Source organism: Endozoicomonas sp. Z74, from assembly GCF_057680865.1.
On sequence record NZ_JBLYZI010000028.1, the window covers coordinates 1 to 16,038 of the forward strand.

Here is a 16,038-nt window from a genome sequence, read left to right on the forward strand (position 1 = left end):
CACCGGCGTTGCTGGGTCAGCCATGACATCAAAGAAGGCTCGAGTGCTGCTGCATGGGGAGCGAAAACCATAGCGGCTATTCAGTTGGATAGTTGTAAGAAAGGCAAAGGTAGCACGCTGATCCGCTACTTCGTATCCAGTCGCCAACTTTGTGCCGAAGTGGTTCTGCAGGCTACCAGACAGCACTGGCTGGTTGAGAACCAGTTGCACTGGGTTCTGGACGTTGCTTTCGATGAAGACCGTTGCAGGGCAAGGGAAGGCTTTGCTGCTGAGAACCTGGCAGTTGTTCGACAGGTGACACTCAACCTTCTCAAGCTTGATACTTCAGTGAAGGCTGGTATCAAGAACAAACGTAAAACCTGTGGCTGGGATGAAGACTATATGATGAAAGTGCTTGGACTGATTGATTCTTGATCATGTTTTTGCCCTGGAGGGAGGCTCTGTCTGGAGCAGTCATCCTGACAGTCAATCCCGTTACCAGTATTCAAAAGAGATGATTAACCGGGAGTATGCCGACAATCAGGGAGGGCTGGTTCGAGCAGAGCGCTATGAGTCTTTCCGAAGTGGCATTACTGAATACAATATCCGGCTCAGATTGAGGCAGCAGCATTATGAGCTTGCGGAAGATGCCGTAAAGGCTGAAGAAAAAAGTGGCGGGGAGTCGGCACAATGGCAGTATTATCTGGCGGAGAGTTTTCGCCTGAGAGCGGATAATCCCAATGCCGCCGCCCGGGAGCATGCCTGGCTCTACGACAAAAAAAACAACGATCAATTGAAGCGACAGTTCAGCCAGCAGTCCGGTCAACACTATGAAACAGCATTAAGCCATTATCAGCGTTCCCTGGCCCTTGATCCGGATTACATTCTGGCCAAAAAAGGGCTGGGGCTGACCTACCTGGCCAGGAACGAGCCTCAACAGGCGGAGCAGTTTCTGAAGAGTTACCTGGATAGCCATAAGCCCATTAAAGATACCCTGTACATCAAAAGCCTGCTGAAAAAAATAAAAAGGAATATTAACAATGATGTCTAAGTTGTTTCGCTTTCTTGTGGTGGTCAGCACTTTGTCCATCCTGGCCGGTTGCGCTACACCAACCACCAGTGTCAGAGAACATCAGGATTTTTCCCGTGTGGCTAATGACATTGAATCCGTTGTCATTGCCCCTCCCCAGGTTAATATAGAGCTGGTGGTATTTACCGGAGAAAATGAGCGGCTTACTGATAAAGAGCGGGGGATAAAAAAGGGATTGTCTGACATTGCTGCTTCCCGATTGACAGCGGAAGGGCTGCGAGTGGTGGAATTCGATTTTGAAAAAGTCATGGCAGAAGATGATGAATTTGCCTATGCCGTTACCCAGAGCCTGGAAGCACTGGAGCAGGCAGAAAAAGACCTTTATAACGGTCAATCCGTGACGGTGGAAAACAAGAATCAATTCCAGGCCTCCCTGGGGCCAGTGGTCAATACCATTGCAGAGCGAACCGGCGCAGAAGCGGTATTACTAATGGAGTATTATGGTTTCGAAAAGTCCTCGGGCATGCAGGCCAAGGATTTTGCCGCCAGTGTACTGATGGCCGCTCTTCTGGGGAGTACAACGGTGCTCCCTTCTTCCGGCGCCGCTTTGGAAGTCGCTCTGGTCAGTACTGAGAGCGGCGATGTGCTCTGGACCAATAGAAAATCGGCGCAGGTGGTGGATGCCATGCTGGCCCGGCACGCCCTGAATGAGCTTCCTGATGTGAACTGGGAAGCAGAGCTGAATCAAGCCATTGTGGATCGTGATGATGAAGTGTCGTCGATTTCGGAGCCTGAAGCCGGGGTACGTTCTGTCCAGTAAGTTTTTTCTGGCTGGCTTATGGGGGTGAGCCAGTGATAAATCATCTATCAGGGAAGTGAAAGGCCTTTGATTTGTCTTACGGCAGTAACGTCAGGATACGAAGGCTGCACTTCCTCTCATCAAACAACCTGAGTGAATGCCCTTCCAAAGCTTGCCCCTGAGCCTGCGTCCGATTACCTTTCCCACAGCAAAAGGGCGATTCCAAGAAACCCGGCTCACCAGGAGTATCACTTGAGTTTACAGATTTCCCCGGAAGACCTGGCCTTTGATGCCAGGCATATCTGGCATCCATACAGTACCACGGTTAAGCGGGCTGAGATGTTCCCGGTCACCGGGGCAGAAGGGGTCTATCTCCAGCTGAATGATGGCCGCAGGCTGATTGACGGGATGTCCTCCTGGTGGTGCACGGTACATGGGTACAACCATCCGGTGATGAACCAGGCCCTGAAGCAGCAGGTGGATGAGTTCTCCCATGTGATGTTTGGCGGGCTAACTCACAAGCCGGCTATTGATCTGGCCCGCAAGCTGGTAGCCATGACACCGGAGCCGATTCAGACGGTGTTTTTTGCGGATTCCGGTTCCGTCGCCGTGGAAGTGGCGATCAAAATGGCCATGCAGTACTGGATATCCCTGGGGAAAAGCCAGAAAAACAAAATGCTCACTGTCCGGGGGGGATATTACGGGGATACCACGGGAGGGATGTCCATCTGTGATCCTGAGGGGGGGATGCACCACTGGTTTACCGGAATACTGCCGCAACACCATTTTGTTTCCCGCCCCCAATGCCGATATGGGGAAGCTTTTGAGGAGTGCCACATCCATGAATTGAAAGAAAGCCTGGAGCGGCTCAATGGCAGCGTCGCCGGGGTGATTGTTGAGCCGGTTGTCCAGGGGGCGGGGGGGATGTATTTCTATTCTCCCGACTACCTGAAGCGTTTGAGGCAATTGTGTGATGACTATGAAGTGCTGTTGATTCACGATGAAATTGCTACGGGCTTTGGCAGGACCGGCAGGCTCTTTGCCTGTGAACATGCCGGTGTGGTGCCGGATATCATGTGTGTGGGCAAGGCCCTGACCGGAGGGTACATGACGCTGGCTGCAACGCTTTGTACCGAAAGGGTCAGCGAAACCATTTCTGAACAGGGGCCTTTTATGCATGGGCCGACCTTTATGGCCAATCCTCTGGCCTGTGCCGCAGGTAATGCCAGTCTCGGAATTCTGCAAACGGGTCAGTGGCAGCCGCAGCTGGAGATGATTGAAAAGGGGTTGCGGAAGGGCCTCATGCCCTGTGCAGAACTCCCTGGAGTGGCCGATGTCCGGGTGCTGGGAGGCATCGGTGTGGTCGAAATGAAAGAGCCGGTAGTGATGGCGGAGATTCAGCCCCGTTTTGTCAATGAAGGGGTCTGGGTCAGACCTTTTGGCAAACTGGTCTATGTGATGCCTCCTTATGTGATCTGTGAGGAGGAGCTGGAGACATTATGCCGTGGGCTTCGAAATGTGGTGTATGGGGTTGGAAGTCGTTGAGGAAACCGTCGAGGAGAGAGTAGGTAGAGTTGCCAGTATCCTTGTAGCTGTCTACCTTCTACCTTGATTGTCGAGAAAAGCCGTTTGCTTCCTCGTTTTTTTTGGGGGGCGCAAACTGTTTTTCTTTCGCTATGGGCATTTGAGTGTTCCAGACAGTCATCTCAGGAGAGCCTCGAATGGGTGCAGGTCTTCCAAAACAGCCGGGTGAGTTTCATAAAATCCCCCATGCCCGGCTGGCCATTATCGGCAGTCGCTGGCATGGGGAGTGTGTGGATGCAATGATTGCCCGGGCTGAAAGAGAGTTGCTGGCTCTGGATGTTCAGCCTGGCAATATTGCCATTCACCATGTGCCCGGGTCTCTCGAACTGCCATTTGCTGCCAGGGTCCTCTTTGAGGAGGATCCGGCGCTGAGCGCTATTCTGGCCTTTGGCGTCATCCTCCAGGGCATCACCAGCCATGATGAATCCGTTATCCACAATGTGGTCAATGGGTTCAGGGATGTGACCAACCACTTTGGCAAGCCCATTATCAACGAAGTCATCGGCGTAACGGACATTGCCGATGCCAGAAAACGTTCGGGTGATGACCATCTTAACAAAGGGGTTGAGGCCGTTTTTGCCACCTCAGAGTTGTTGAATTGGTTGCATGAGATCCGGCACCGCCAGTAGGGCATTACTGGCTGCTTTTCTGGCCTGTTCCATTTTTGGTGGGTGTTTTTCTATCCAGTTCATAAGAGCGGTCATCAGAGACTCTATCCGCCTGTTCTGCGGAGCTCAGGTCTTTATTGACCATGGCCGTTACACAGGAGTCTGACCAGACGTTTATGGCACTTTCCAGCATATCGATGAACGCATAGAAGGGCAGTATCACCACCAGCAACTGCAAAGGAACGCCCATGGCTGCCAGAAAAGCACTGGATAGCATATAGCAGCCCATGGGAACCCCGGCATTACCTATTGCGGCAATACTGGCGATAAGAATCCAGGATACCAGCTCCAACGGTGAGTAGGTCATTCCGTTGCTTTGCGAGACAAACAGCACGGTAATCAGAATAAAAGCAGCGCAAGCGTTCATATTGATGGTAATGCACAGGGGCAGGCTGAAACGAGCCACTTTATGCTGGACTCCCATTCTTTTTTCGGCGCAGTCCACGGCAGAGGGCAGGGCCGCGCTGGAGGATTTTGCAAAAAAAGCCACGGTCAGGGCTGGCCACATGGCGCGCAGAGCATGCCAGGGGGAAAGGCCTTTATAACGAAGCAGCAATGGCAGGATGACAGCGGCCTGAAGAAGGTTCGCGAGCAGAACACAGAGCAGATAAAGGGCGAGCCCCTGGAGAATGTCCTGATTCTGGAGGTCATGGACAAACAGGGTAACGAAGGCCCAGACCGCCAAGGGCATGAGCTTTAGAATAAACTGGGTCATTTTCATAACCGCAGCGAAAAGGCTGTCGAACAGAGAGTGCAATACTGCTTTGTGTTCCTTTTTCAGGGAGATGATCGCTGCGCTCAGCAACAGCGCAAGGAACAGAACACCCATGACATTGTGGGTGTAAAAGGGCTCTACAAAACTGGAGGGAATGACACTCAGCAGGTAAGACCAGTAGCCGGTTGCCTGAACCGGTTCATTAATGCTGCTGCCCAGGGGGGCTGTCGTTCGGACAGGATTAATGCTGATATAAAGCATCAGGGCAACGCTGGCTGCGATCAAGGTGGTCAGCAGCGTATATTTCAGCACCCTGCCGCCAAGACGTTTGACATCGGATACCCCTCCCATCCCTGACAGGGTTGAAAGCAGGGAGAAAAAGATAATGGGCAGGCTGATCAGCTTTAACAGGCGGATAAACAAGTCCGATATCACCTGACTGGCCTGGTTGAGTTCGTTGATATTCAGCCAGCCGGAGACCAGGCCCAGCAGGGCTGCCAGTATCAAAATGACGGTACTGCTGAGAACAGGCTGTTTGTGAGGGCTGTTATGGCTTTCGCACATTGACGTATCAGTTATTGCTATGGGCTTAGTTCTTCAGATTAGTCATTTTATCCTTACCTTGTTATGCCTGTTTGGTATTTGCATAGTCCTTTCTGGCCATGATGCTGGAAAGCATGGGCTTCTTCTGGTTTTTTGGCCATGGTGGTGGTTAGCAGTGGTTTGTTGGAACGCCTGGCCAAGGGTTTTTTAGCTACACTTCGTCATCTTTCAAGCCTGCAATATGGGATTTGTTTGAGAGGAGAGACGTCGTGGTTATTTTGAAGTCACTTACGTTATCAAGGGCTTTTCAGTCTGCGCTGGTGCAGGGGGGGCGGGGGACTGGAACCAAAGCCCGGAAGGGGGGCGATAATGCGACTTTTAAAAGGGACAGGAAAATAATAAGCACTACTGTCTCTTTTATTGATGACTGGGAGGAGGTGGATGACTATGAAGGCTATGGCCATGAACGGGAATTTCCTTATCCAGCGAATAAAGGTTTTCTGGGAAACAGTGTTGCTTGTCGGGGAAATCCCCACCCTTTATTAAGGGCGGTTAAATCAAAATACGATGTGGAAAAGTGGGTATGGAACAAGGAGGGCAGGGGGAAGTCGGAGATAACAGATAAATACGTCAGGAACTGGAATGAAAAGACTTGTAAGTAACGAGAAACGGGGTGGTATTGTACTGATGCGCCATGGTGAGGGTGAACACAATATTGCCTCTGTATACAGCAGCAACCCGAACAACCTGGGGTATACACCTGCCCGGTTAACAGAGGCTGGGCGCCAGCAGGTTCGTCAGTCTGCGGAAGCTTTAAAAGCGATAGGGCTGGATAAAAACACGGTGTGCCGGGTGGTTGTTTCGCCGTTGCCCAGAACCCTGGAAACGGCGGAAATCCTTATGGATACCCTGAAGCTGCCTGTGACCTGTCGCGAAATTGATAGCAGGGCGATAGAAGTGGATGCCGGGGAGCGAGATGGGCAGTGCTATCGGGAATACAATGACAAAGACTTCTGGTTTCCCGACAATCCGGAACGGTTTGGGGGAGAGAGCCGGGAGCAGGTGCAGGCACGGGTAATTGAACTGGTTGAGTCATTGCTTAATGACCAGCAATGGGATCTGGAGCATCAGTTTATTGTGATTGTCAGTCATGGGGTGCCGTTGTTATTGATTCAGGAATATCTGGGAGGTGGGGGTGAACGCCTGACAACGGCTGGGGTCAAAATGATCTCAGTGCCCTCTCGGTAAAAAAATATTAAAATCATCGCCTGATGACTCAGACCCAATTGTGAAGGCTCAATGACACACCCAACTGGTTTTATCCGACAGACGTTTCCTGTCGGCCCCCTGCAATGCAACTGCACCATCATTGGTGATCCGGTCACTCGCAAGGCCTTTGTGGTGGACCCTGGTGGTGATCCGGAGATCATCATGGACAGGCTTCGGGAACTGGGTCTCCAGGTGGTGGCGTTAATACACACCCATGCCCATCTTGATCACTTTCTGGCCAGTGGCGATATAAAAAAGCAAACGGGGGCCCCGATCTATCTCCATGAGGGGGATAAGTTTCTCTGGGATAATCTTGAAATGCAGTGTCGTATGTTTGGCGTTCCCTACCGTCCGGTTCCGGATCCGGATCATTGGCTGAAAGACGATCAGGAGCTACCCTGTTGTGAGGGAGTGGCCATGCATACACCCGGCCACACACCCGGTTCCATGTGCTTCTGGTTTGAAAAGCACGGTTTGCTGATTGCCGGAGATACCCTGTTTCGCCGGTCCATAGGCCGTACGGATCTGTGGGGTGGTGATTACAAGGCAATAGAGAAGTCCATACGTCAGCGTCTGTATGTTCTGGATGAAGAGGCCGTGGTTGTCACAGGGCATGGTCCGGACACCACCATCGGTGAAGAGATCCGGGAAAACAGTATTATTCGAGGATGAGCTGTTTTTCTTCCGCTTTTTACAGAAGCAGTTGATATTGACCGGAAACAGCCGTCGACGTGTTTTAAGTGATAATAAGGAATCGATCATGCAGTTGAAAAAAGTAATGGCACTGGTAGTGGTGTCAGCAGGAATTCTCCTGGCAGGCTGTCAGACAACTAATCCTTACACCGGTGAGCAGGAAACCACTAAATCGACCAAGTATGGGTTGGGTGGGGCCTTGGCGGGAGCAGCCATTGGTGCCCTGGCCGATGGTGGTGAAGGTGCTCTGAAAGGTGCGGTGATCGGCGGAGCGGCCGGTGCGGGTTATGGTTATTATACGGACCGTCAGGAAGCCAAACTGAGAGCTGAGCTGCAGGGGACCGGGGTGCAGGTGTATCGTCAGGGCAACGACCTCAAGCTGATCATGCCCTCTAACATCACCTTTGACTCCAGCAAGGCGGATATAAAATCGGCGTTTTATCCCGTGCTTGGCTCTGTGGCAAAAGTGTTTAAGGAGTTCGATAAGAACCTGATTGAGGTGGTGGGTTATACCGACAGTACCGGAGGCGACAAAATCAACCTGCCGCTTTCCCAGGAGAGGGCGGACAGTGTTGCCAACTACCTGGTTTACCAAGGGGTCTCTCCCACCCGGATTACGGCAATTGGGCGGGGAGCAATGAACCCTATTGGCAGCAATAAAACCGCTGAGGGCAAAGCGTTGAACCGCCGTGTGGAAATCAACCTGAGACCGGCTCCCCAGAGATAAAACGATCCTTTGACTGGGTTAGTATTCAGGGTTGCTCTTTGCGTTGGCGGGCTTTTTCCCGCTGACGTGCCTTTAAAGACTGATACCTGGACAGGTCAATGCGATACCAGCCTGGCTCCGGGTCATGCTCTGCCCCCAATAGCTCAAAACAAAAGCGGTACATCTTCTTGATGGAAAGTCCGTCGTTGTCCCTGGCGGGGACGGAGTCAAGATTGCCTCTTACATAGCGTATTTCGGGGATGTCATAAGCCAGACGCTCAATAAACCACAGTAAGGACCTGGACCGGTTTTTCAGCCCTTTCGGTGCAGACTCTACCCGTCGGTAGATAACCGGAATCACCACGTCCTCCTCGACCCGGTAAATAATCTCACAGCCATCATATTCGACTCGCCCTCCAATCAGCAGTGAAGTACTGCCCATATAGTAGGCGGTGATTTCAAACCCCTTATCTCTGAGAAAGCAGGTGACAGGGTCATTATCCGGGTAAGGCTTTCTTTCTTCTGTCATCGTCCTGGCCGGTGTTTAATATGGTAAGGATTCTATTTCTATCGCTGGCTTAGCCATTACCTCCGGCCACCAGTACCGGACGCAGTGGTTGCATAGCCGCATACGCTTTTTTGTCCCTCTGGGAGGTGGGGCAGGGGTTATTGCCATGAGAGCAGAATACGCAGCAGTCCCCTTGTTGTGGAGTAATCAGTTTCTGGCAGTTGTGGCATTCGTAAAGGTATATGCAGGCGTCCTGGGGCATCACTTCTACGGCATGGTGCTGGCAGTCCGGGCAGGTGATAATAGAAGTTGAAGCAGGGTTATGATTTGTTTTTGATGTTTTAGACATGGTGTTTCTCCTGGCTCTTCATGAGCCTTCTTTTTTGTTTTTCATTGGGGCATAGGGTTGAGATATCGACCATCAGGCTGGGTTCTTTATTTCACTTTATTCAGCTTTGATGACAGTTTTGTTTTGTAGTTCGACGGCAGTAAATCCTATGGGGTGCATACGACACAGTTAATCCCTTCTGTTTTCCTTAAACCAGTCGGTAAGAAAAAGAAGGTGGGTCAGGAGTGTTTCGACTACGGGGAAAAGAAAAAGTTCACCCGAATGGGCTTTATACGGCTGGAGGAGAGGTGCTGGAAGGAGAACCCTTCCAGCACACATGGGGAAAGACCGCTGTATCAGGCCTTGTCGTTTTCTGCCTGAATGGCCGTCAGGGCGATGGTGTAAACGATATCGTCTACCAGGGCGCCACGGGACAGGTCATTGACAGGCTTGTTGAGACCCTGAAGCATCGGGCCGACACTGATCACATCAGCACTGCGCTGAACCGCTTTGTAGGTGGTATTGCCGGTGTTCAGGTCCGGGAATACAAACACTGTCGCACGACCGGCAACGTTACTGTCAGGTGCCTTGCTTCTGGCAACGGACTCCACAGAGGCAGCGTCGTATTGCAGAGGGCCGTCGATCACCAGGTCCGGGCGTTTGGCCTTGACGATTTCAGTGGCTTCACGAACCTTCTCGACGTCCGCACCAATACCGGAGGTTCCGGTGCTGTAGCTGATCATGGCAACGCGGGGCTCAATACCAAAGGCCTGGGCGGAGTCCGCGCTCTGGATGGCGATATTGGCCAGCTGTTCTGCGTTGGGGTTCGGGTTGACGGCACAGTCACCGTAAACCAGAACCTGGTCAGGCAGCAGCATGAAGAAGATGGAGGAGACCAGCCCGCCGGACTCTTTCTTCGGCTTCACCAGCTGGAAAGCCGGGCGAATGGTGTTGGCGGTGGTGTGAACGGCACCAGAAACCAGGCCATCCACTTCGTTCAGGGCCAACATCATGGTGCCCAGAACCACGGTGTCTTCCAGCTGAGCGTCCGCCATGGGGGCGCTCAGACCTTTGTGCTTGCGAAGCTCAACCATAGGCTCCACATAACGGCTGCGGATGCTGTCCGGCTCCATAATCACCAAGCCTTCAGGCAGGCTGATGCCGTTGTCCTTGGCCACTTGCTCAATCTCGGTCCGCTTACCCAGCAGAATGCACTGGGCAATGCCACGCTCCTGGCAGATGGCAGCAGCTTGAATGGTACGGGGCTCATCACCTTCCGGCAGGACAATACGCTTGTTGGCGGACAGGGCACGTTGAACCAGCTGGTAGCGGAAAGCGGGTGGAGACAGACGACGTTCGGCCAGTTCTTCACAGTGCTCTTTCAGCCACTCGGTGTTCAGGTGGGCGGCCACTGTATCCATCACCATTTCCACCCGGGCATTATCATCCACAGGGAGTTCATTGTGGCGACGGTCCAGCTTGGTGGCAGTGGTGTACGAGTCGGAGTCGGTCAGCATCACCGGGAGGCCGGTGCTGATGGCCTTGTTGCAAAGCTCCATCACTGCCGGGGCGGGCTTGATGCCGCTGGTCAGCAACAGTCCGGCCAGGGGGACACCATTGAGAGCCGCCATGCAGGTGGCCAGGATGATGTCGTCACGATCCCCGGGGGTGATCATCAGGTTGCCCGGCTTCAGGTGGTGCAGCATGTTGGCCGGAGTACGGGCACTCAGGGTGTAAGAGGTGACCCGGCGGGTTTCCAGTTCACCCCGGTTAAGCACTTCGGCGTCCAGGTAATCGGCAATGTCCATGGTCCGGGGAGAGGCCAGGTGGCTGTCCCAGGGGATGTATCCGATAGGCTGGATCGGCTTGCGGGTGAACTCTGGCAGGCTCTGGAAGTGCCCGTCGTTATTCAGTCGGGTGGCGTTATCAGCGTCCAGTTTGTTGAGGGCATAACCCACAACTCTGGGGTTTTTGATGCCGCCAAAGCTGTCTGCAGCGATTTCCAGCTTGTCCGCCAGGTCCGCCAGGGAGTCTTCGCCGGGCTCGGAGACCAGAATGATATCGGCATTGATGGTCTTGGCGATGTCGCTGTTCAGGCGGTTGGCATAAGGCATATCCCGGGTGGGCACCAGGCCTTCTGCAACGATGACGTCACAGTCCTGGGAGGCCTGGTCAAACAGGGCGACGATCTCTTCCATCAGTACATCGCCTTTGTTGTCACCCAGGAGGTCTTCCGCCCGGTGTGAACTGATGGGGGCTGGCGGTTCATGGTCCATGATTCTCTGAACCAGCTTGGTCGAGCGCTCAGGCCCCTTGTCACCCACGTGCAGCTGAGCGATAGGCTTGAAGAATTTGACTCTCAGGCCAAGGTTATCAAGGGCTCGAACCAGACCCAGGGTAACGGAGGTGAGGCCGACACCGTAGCGGGTTGGGGCCAGGAAAAATGTACGCATGATGGGACTTTCCAGCAATTGTCAGGCTCCGGTTAAGCCAGCGGCGAACGGCAGGAAAAAGGCTGCAGAAGCGCGAGCTGTGACCGGGTGGCTACCTATAAATATAACAACAGGAGGCAATGACCTCCCGTTGTTTTCCATGAAAAAAGACAGGCTGAGTGCACAGCCTGCGCTTTTCAGGGGGATGGGGGCTTTAGTGAGCGATCAGGGCTTCAGTATCGCGGGCGATCATCAGCTCTTCGTTAGTGGCGACCACCATCGCTACGGTAGAGCCTTCTTTGGTAATCACGCCGCTCTTGCCGCGGAAGGTTTCTTCATTGGCTTTTTCGTCGATGTCAAAGCCGAAGATGGCCAGGCGCTTCAGAACATTTTTACGGATGTTGCTGGAGTTTTCACCGATACCGCCGGTGAAGACCAGGGCATCAATTTTGCCCAGCTCGGCTGCATAGCCTGCCAGTTTCTTGGCCAGGACATTGCAGAAGATGTCCAGGGTCAGCTGGGCACGCTCGTTGCCTTCGCTGGCGGCATTTTCAATGACGCGGCAGTCGTTATCCATTTCAGACAGACCCAGCAGGCCGGACTTCTTGTTCAGGATGTCGGTGATTTCTTCCAGGGTGTAGCCACACTGCTTCTTGAGGAAGCTGAAGACGTTGGGGTCAATGTCACCGGAGCGGGTGCCCATCACCAGGCCTTCCAGAGGGGTCAGGCCCATGGTGGTGTCAATGGACTTGCCATTCTTAACGGCACAGGCGCTGGCGCCATTACCCAGGTGAGCTACCAGGATAGCGCTGTTTTCATAATCCAGGCCCAGCATGTCAGCAGCCGCGCGGCTGACGAAGCGGTGGCTGGTGCCGTGGGCGCCATAGCGACGCAGGCCATGCTCTTTGTACAGGCTGTAAGGTACAGCGTACAGATAGTTTTCTGCAGGCATGGTCTGGTGGAAGGCGGTATCAAATACCACAGACTGGGGCAGGCCCGGGAAGAACTTCAGAGCGGCATGAATGCCTTTGAGGTGAGCCGGGTTATGCAGAGGGGCCAGGGTGCAGCAGTCTTCAATGCCCTTGATGACTTCTTCGGTAACCAGCATGGACGCGGTGAACTTTTCACCACCACTGACCACACGGTGGCCAATGGCTTCAATACGGTCCATCAGGTTGTTGTCACGCAGAAGGCCGACCAGGGCTTCGATAGCACCATCGTGACCGGCAGCACCCAGATCCTGGGTCTGCTTTTCACCGTTCAGCTTCCAGGTGATGGACGCTTCGTTGCCGACGAGGCGCTCGGCGATGCCATTGATGCTTTCCTCTTCGGTTTTCGGGTTGATCACTGCAAACTTCAGGGAAGAACTGCCACAGTTAATAACCAGAACGCTGTCTTTGCTCATAGAACCTATTACCAGTGCTTTTACCAGTGAAAACGACCGAACGTTTCCGGTGATGCTCGGTAATGGCTCGAGAAGGGAGCATTGAAGAGAGTATCGCCGAAAGCTACGGCCTTAACCGGTCATCTTGATGATCACGGCTTGTGGATGTAGAGAAGCGGTAGAAAAATATTATAACCATTGACCTGCGTCATTTGACTGCGTATTGATGCGTATAAGGTAGCGTGAGTGTGGTTAATTGTTCACCAATGTTAGCCTGAACCTGACCGCTTTACTCTTCAAAACCCAGTATATCCCATTGGATGACAGTGTCCGGAAAATGACTGGCGAGTTGTTGTAACTGGTCCTGGTACAACCAGCCATAACCCGCTGCTGAAATGGACAGCATCAGGGGCAGCCAGAGACCAAAGACCCGGGCCAGATTGCCTGCCTCTGAAGGTTGGGGGCCAAAGCCATTGGTGTTACGGGTGCCTCTGGCAATAGACAACCAGAGGATAAACAGCAGGTTCAGCCCGGGGATGATCAGGAACAGGCTTAGCCAGGCACTTTGATTCATGTCATGAAGGCGTAATGCGGTGATCAAAAACAGTATCAGCCCTGCCAGTGTTGCCAGCCCAGCCTGGGTCAGGGGCACCTGACCTCTGTGAAGGATAGACAGAGGTGAGTAGAGTTTGTCCGGCAGCCACCAGGCTGCCAGGCCAGTGAGAAGCACCAGCCAGCACAGGGCAATAAAACGAATCCTCCCCAGGCGCTGGAAGAGGCTGGTTTCCCTTTTGTCTTTAGGGGGGGAGATGGGGGGATGGACCTCCTCAGAGGTTGAAAGTGTAGCCTCAGGAGAAACAGGGGAGAGCTCTTCATCGCCGGCTACTGAAATGATCCGGCACTGCGCCCCTGCCTTGACCAGGGCCTTTTCATAATGACGGACTGTGGCTTCAGGCAGGTTTTTGCGAAGCACAATGGGGTCGCCGGAAAACAGCCTTTTCATCTTGGCCTGATCCACTTTCAGCAGCGCCTGCAGGTTCTTCTGGACCTCTTTCTCCTTGAAGCCCGGCTGGATTTTCCCCTGAAAGATCAGCTTGTAAAAGGTGTCATCCATGTTCGCTGGCCTCTTTGGCGATTTTGTGGCGGTTTTTTTGCGCTATAGGCATTTGCGCTATGGGCATTTGGAGAGGCTCCGGACAAGTCCCCTGAAGAGGATTATCGGCCGTTCAGGGGAGGTTTTCTATGCAATGCTTGCTATGAAATGCTTTCTAAAAAGGTTTGACGACCACCAGAATAACGCTTCCCACCAGAAAAATAACCGGTATTTCGTTGAATACCCGAAAGAATTTATGACTGTGGGTACTGGTTCCGTTGGCAAGCTGTTTCATGTATCGGGCACACATATGGTGATAAACCAGGGTGAGGGCCACCAGGGCAAGCTTGGCATGCATCCAGCCAGCGCTCAGATAGCCGGGAAGGTAGTGGAGCAGCCATAGCCCCAGAGCAATAGTGGCAATCATGGAGGGAGTGGCGATGCCTCGCATCAGCTTTCTCTCCATGATGATAAAACGGTCACGGCTGATGGGGTCTTCGCTCATGGCATGGTAGACAAACAGCCTGGGCAGGTAAAACAGGGCAGCAAACCAGCAGACCATGGCGATGATATGAAAGGACTTGATCCAGAGCATGAGGAGAGTTCCGGTTGTGGTTGTTATACAGGTAAAGTCGTTCTGCTCTTTGATGCTGGAGAATGGGGAGAAGGATGATGCCTCCCTCCATTCATCCAGGGGCGAAATACAAGGGTAGCGAAAGTGGTATGAAAATACGACAGGCGGTTTTCAGGGTTTAGGTTGCCGGGGGGATCTGGATGGACCTGGCTGGGGTTCCCTGGTCTGGCTGCTCTGGGGCTCTGTTTTTTCTGTCGTTTCCCAGGGCATAGTGGCAGAGAGCTGCTCAATCATGTAAGTGGCGTATTTCTCAGGCCAGGATTTTAGCTCTTGAGCCAGAGGCATGGGAAGGTCTTGTATTTTCTGCATAACGTCTAAAACGAGTAGGTTGACGGCGATGAGATCTCTTTTTTTATCCTCATCTTCAAGCAATTTGTTGACGTCTTTCAGTATTTTTTCAATGGATTTAGCAGTGCGCGGTGGCATGCTTTCTTTCTCGGCTGTCCACATTTGGACTAGCCCGTTGAGATCCTCCCTCAGGCACTGGGGGCGTCCGAGAATAGTGTCGGCCATATCAAGCTTGGGCTTGTCAGTATCCGTTAACCACTGGCGACGGGCCTGCCTTGCTTCCTCTTTTCTGGCTGGGCTCACCCTGATGTGTCTGTTGGCGAGTGAATCAGCCTCAAGACTCTTCATAATAAATGGCTCACAGACGAGCACTTTAAGCTGGTTTATCACCTTTGATGACTGGGGCTCCACTTTCTTTAGTTTTTTTAAAAGGTCAATATCAGTGGGATCAACAGGGCAGATGGAATAGAAATATTCATTCTTAAAGTCGGATGGCAACTCCTTTTTTGGAATCTGCCTTCCATCCCCTTCAATTCTTGCCCGGCAGGTTTGTATTAATTGTCTTGAGCTTTCAAGCAGCTGCTGTTGCTGTTCAGTTGATTTGTACAGTGCCATGATTTGCTCAGGGTTAACTTGTAACCTCTGAAAAGGGTTAAGCTCCATAGGACTTGGGTCTGAAGGGGGTGATGAGCTTTCCTCAGGGGTAGAAAGAGTTAGTAGCTGTTCAAATTGCGTGGTTGGGGATAGCAGGCTTTTTGTTTGGGGGGCTTCTGTTTGCAGGCCTAAGTGAGCTTGTAATGTCACCACTTCGTTCAGGAGGGGGGTGATCTCTTTTTGAAACGTTACGTCAGCTTCTTCTGTTGGTTCAGCCGGTAATGACAGAGACTCAATGAGTGTTGTCAGCTTTGTCAAAGTGAAATAAAGGTCTACTTCCGCTTTTACTCGGCTCATTTCAGTATCATACCAGTCAGTGAATTCCTCAAAAGTGATCCTTTTTTCAGCCAGCCTGAGGATTTGATGCTTGATTGTCATTCCAGGGCTTTCAGAGGATGAGTGGTGGCGTACTCTCTTTTTTTCCAGTTTTGAGAAGTCCAGGCTTGGGCTGTCTGGGCGAGGCTTTCTTTTGAAGGGGTTTGTAAGGGATATATTCTTGCCAAAAAACTTTATTCCTTTTGGGCTGGTGGGGTTAGGGCTGGGTTCCGGTGATGAGCCCTCAGCCCCTTCTGCCTTGGATGGGTTTTCAAACTCAAGATGCTGTCGTGATGAGCTGCCGGGTTTATCGATCGACATGATTCCTTCCCTTCGATGATCTCTGGCGAACTGAGTATCTCATTACCCGCGGTAATGCCATTCGCCTTTTGTTCTTTATGTTGTTTCGGCCACAA

At 52.5% G+C, this 16,038-nt stretch carries 17 protein-coding genes; 9 read left to right on the top strand and 8 right to left on the bottom strand.

The window, feature by feature from the left end:
- From ACNRUY_RS10350 to ACNRUY_RS10370, 5 genes are all read left to right on the top strand, one after another.
- Nucleotides 1-414: ISAs1 family transposase (locus ACNRUY_RS10350; protein WP_488111553.1), on the top strand; the 414-nt coding region annotated here is incomplete at its 5' end.
- A complete protein-coding gene (locus tag ACNRUY_RS10355) occupies nucleotides 404-1,030 on the top strand; it encodes a tetratricopeptide repeat protein (RefSeq protein ID WP_488111554.1) in 627 nt (208 codons plus the stop codon). The genes ACNRUY_RS10350 and ACNRUY_RS10355, both read left to right, overlap by 11 nt.
- Entirely contained in the window at nucleotides 1,020-1,829 is an 810-nt protein-coding gene (locus ACNRUY_RS10360) for a hypothetical protein (RefSeq protein ID WP_488111555.1), read from the top strand. The genes ACNRUY_RS10355 and ACNRUY_RS10360 overlap by 11 nt, the downstream gene beginning before the upstream one ends.
- A 231-nt stretch (nucleotides 1,830-2,060) precedes the next feature.
- A complete protein-coding gene (gene bioA, locus ACNRUY_RS10365; protein WP_488111556.1) occupies nucleotides 2,061-3,353 on the top strand; it encodes an adenosylmethionine--8-amino-7-oxononanoate transaminase in 1,293 nt (430 codons plus the stop codon).
- A gap of 176 nt (nucleotides 3,354-3,529) precedes the next feature.
- Nucleotides 3,530-4,021, top strand: a complete 492-nt coding sequence (locus ACNRUY_RS10370; RefSeq protein WP_488111557.1) for a 6,7-dimethyl-8-ribityllumazine synthase — start codon at nucleotides 3,530-3,532, stop codon at nucleotides 4,019-4,021.
- Nucleotides 4,022-4,025: 4 nt separating this feature from the next.
- Here ACNRUY_RS10370 and ACNRUY_RS10375 read toward each other — a convergent pair whose 3' ends face one another.
- Nucleotides 4,026-5,339 (bottom strand): dicarboxylate/amino acid:cation symporter, encoded by a 1,314-nt coding sequence (locus ACNRUY_RS10375; RefSeq protein ID WP_488111558.1) that lies wholly within the window; start codon nucleotides 5,337-5,339, stop codon nucleotides 4,026-4,028.
- 248 nt (nucleotides 5,340-5,587) lie between these two features.
- On the opposite strand from ACNRUY_RS10375, the gene ACNRUY_RS10380 reads away from it, so the two are divergent.
- From ACNRUY_RS10380 to ACNRUY_RS10395, 4 genes are all read left to right on the top strand, one after another.
- Nucleotides 5,588-5,980 carry a hypothetical protein gene (locus ACNRUY_RS10380; protein ID WP_488111559.1) on the top strand — a complete coding sequence of 131 codons (393 nt, stop codon included), beginning with the start codon at nucleotides 5,588-5,590 and terminating at the stop codon, nucleotides 5,978-5,980.
- Nucleotides 5,961-6,566 carry a histidine phosphatase family protein gene (locus tag ACNRUY_RS10385; protein WP_488111560.1) on the top strand — a complete coding sequence of 202 codons (606 nt, stop codon included), beginning with the start codon at nucleotides 5,961-5,963 and terminating at the stop codon, nucleotides 6,564-6,566. Before ACNRUY_RS10380 ends, ACNRUY_RS10385 begins: the two co-directional genes overlap by 20 nt.
- Nucleotides 6,567-6,617: 51 nt before the next feature.
- Complete coding sequence (locus tag ACNRUY_RS10390) at nucleotides 6,618-7,259, top strand: MBL fold metallo-hydrolase (protein ID WP_488111561.1); 642 nt, start codon at nucleotides 6,618-6,620, stop codon at nucleotides 7,257-7,259.
- An 88-nt stretch (nucleotides 7,260-7,347) separates the two neighbouring features.
- Nucleotides 7,348-8,007 carry a YiaD family glycine zipper/OmpA-like lipoprotein gene (locus ACNRUY_RS10395; protein WP_488111562.1) on the top strand — a complete coding sequence of 220 codons (660 nt, stop codon included), beginning with the start codon at nucleotides 7,348-7,350 and terminating at the stop codon, nucleotides 8,005-8,007.
- 25 nt (nucleotides 8,008-8,032) lie between these two features.
- Here ACNRUY_RS10395 and ACNRUY_RS10400 read toward each other — a convergent pair whose 3' ends face one another.
- From ACNRUY_RS10400 to ACNRUY_RS10430, 7 genes are all read right to left on the bottom strand, one after another.
- Nucleotides 8,033-8,515 (bottom strand): hypothetical protein, encoded by a 483-nt coding sequence (locus tag ACNRUY_RS10400; RefSeq protein WP_488111563.1) that lies wholly within the window; start codon nucleotides 8,513-8,515, stop codon nucleotides 8,033-8,035.
- Nucleotides 8,516-8,564: 49 nt separating this feature from the next.
- A complete protein-coding gene (locus ACNRUY_RS10405; protein ID WP_488111564.1) occupies nucleotides 8,565-8,843 on the bottom strand; it encodes a GDCCVxC domain-containing (seleno)protein in 279 nt (92 codons plus the stop codon).
- Between the two features lie 335 nt (nucleotides 8,844-9,178).
- Complete coding sequence (pta, locus tag ACNRUY_RS10410; RefSeq protein WP_488111565.1) at nucleotides 9,179-11,275, bottom strand: phosphate acetyltransferase; 2,097 nt, start codon at nucleotides 11,273-11,275, stop codon at nucleotides 9,179-9,181.
- 193 nt (nucleotides 11,276-11,468) lie between these two features.
- A complete protein-coding gene (locus tag ACNRUY_RS10415) occupies nucleotides 11,469-12,659 on the bottom strand; it encodes an acetate kinase (protein WP_488111566.1) in 1,191 nt (396 codons plus the stop codon).
- Nucleotides 12,660-12,927: 268 nt separating this feature from the next.
- Nucleotides 12,928-13,752, bottom strand: a complete 825-nt coding sequence (locus ACNRUY_RS10420; RefSeq protein ID WP_488111567.1) for a DUF805 domain-containing protein — start codon at nucleotides 13,750-13,752, stop codon at nucleotides 12,928-12,930.
- A gap of 154 nt (nucleotides 13,753-13,906) precedes the next feature.
- Entirely contained in the window at nucleotides 13,907-14,326 is a 420-nt protein-coding gene (hemJ, locus tag ACNRUY_RS10425) for a protoporphyrinogen oxidase HemJ (protein WP_488111568.1), read from the bottom strand.
- Between the two features lie 150 nt (nucleotides 14,327-14,476).
- Complete coding sequence (locus ACNRUY_RS10430) at nucleotides 14,477-15,943, bottom strand: hypothetical protein (protein ID WP_488111569.1); 1,467 nt, start codon at nucleotides 15,941-15,943, stop codon at nucleotides 14,477-14,479.
- Nucleotides 15,944-16,038 lie beyond the last annotated feature (95 nt).

Coding starts and splice junctions, on each gene's coding strand:
- ACNRUY_RS10405 (WP_488111564.1), bottom strand. CDS start 8,843: ATGTCTAAAACATCAAAAACAAATCATAACCCTGCTTCAACTTCTATT.
- ACNRUY_RS10415 (WP_488111566.1), bottom strand. CDS start 12,659: ATGAGCAAAGACAGCGTTCTGGTTATTAACTGTGGCAGTTCTTCCCTG.
- ACNRUY_RS10385 (WP_488111560.1), top strand. CDS start 5,961: ATGAAAAGACTTGTAAGTAACGAGAAACGGGGTGGTATTGTACTGATG.
- hemJ (WP_488111568.1), bottom strand. CDS start 14,326: ATGCTCTGGATCAAGTCCTTTCATATCATCGCCATGGTCTGCTGGTTT.
- ACNRUY_RS10420 (WP_488111567.1), bottom strand. CDS start 13,752: ATGGATGACACCTTTTACAAGCTGATCTTTCAGGGGAAAATCCAGCCG.
- ACNRUY_RS10400 (WP_488111563.1), bottom strand. CDS start 8,515: ATGACAGAAGAAAGAAAGCCTTACCCGGATAATGACCCTGTCACCTGC.
- ACNRUY_RS10370 (WP_488111557.1), top strand. CDS start 3,530: ATGGGTGCAGGTCTTCCAAAACAGCCGGGTGAGTTTCATAAAATCCCC.
- pta (WP_488111565.1), bottom strand. CDS start 11,275: ATGCGTACATTTTTCCTGGCCCCAACCCGCTACGGTGTCGGCCTCACC.
- ACNRUY_RS10390 (WP_488111561.1), top strand. CDS start 6,618: ATGACACACCCAACTGGTTTTATCCGACAGACGTTTCCTGTCGGCCCC.
- ACNRUY_RS10430 (WP_488111569.1), bottom strand. CDS start 15,943: ATGTCGATCGATAAACCCGGCAGCTCATCACGACAGCATCTTGAGTTT.
- ACNRUY_RS10375 (WP_488111558.1), bottom strand. CDS start 5,339: ATGTGCGAAAGCCATAACAGCCCTCACAAACAGCCTGTTCTCAGCAGT.
- ACNRUY_RS10360 (WP_488111555.1), top strand. CDS start 1,020: ATGATGTCTAAGTTGTTTCGCTTTCTTGTGGTGGTCAGCACTTTGTCC.
- ACNRUY_RS10395 (WP_488111562.1), top strand. CDS start 7,348: ATGCAGTTGAAAAAAGTAATGGCACTGGTAGTGGTGTCAGCAGGAATT.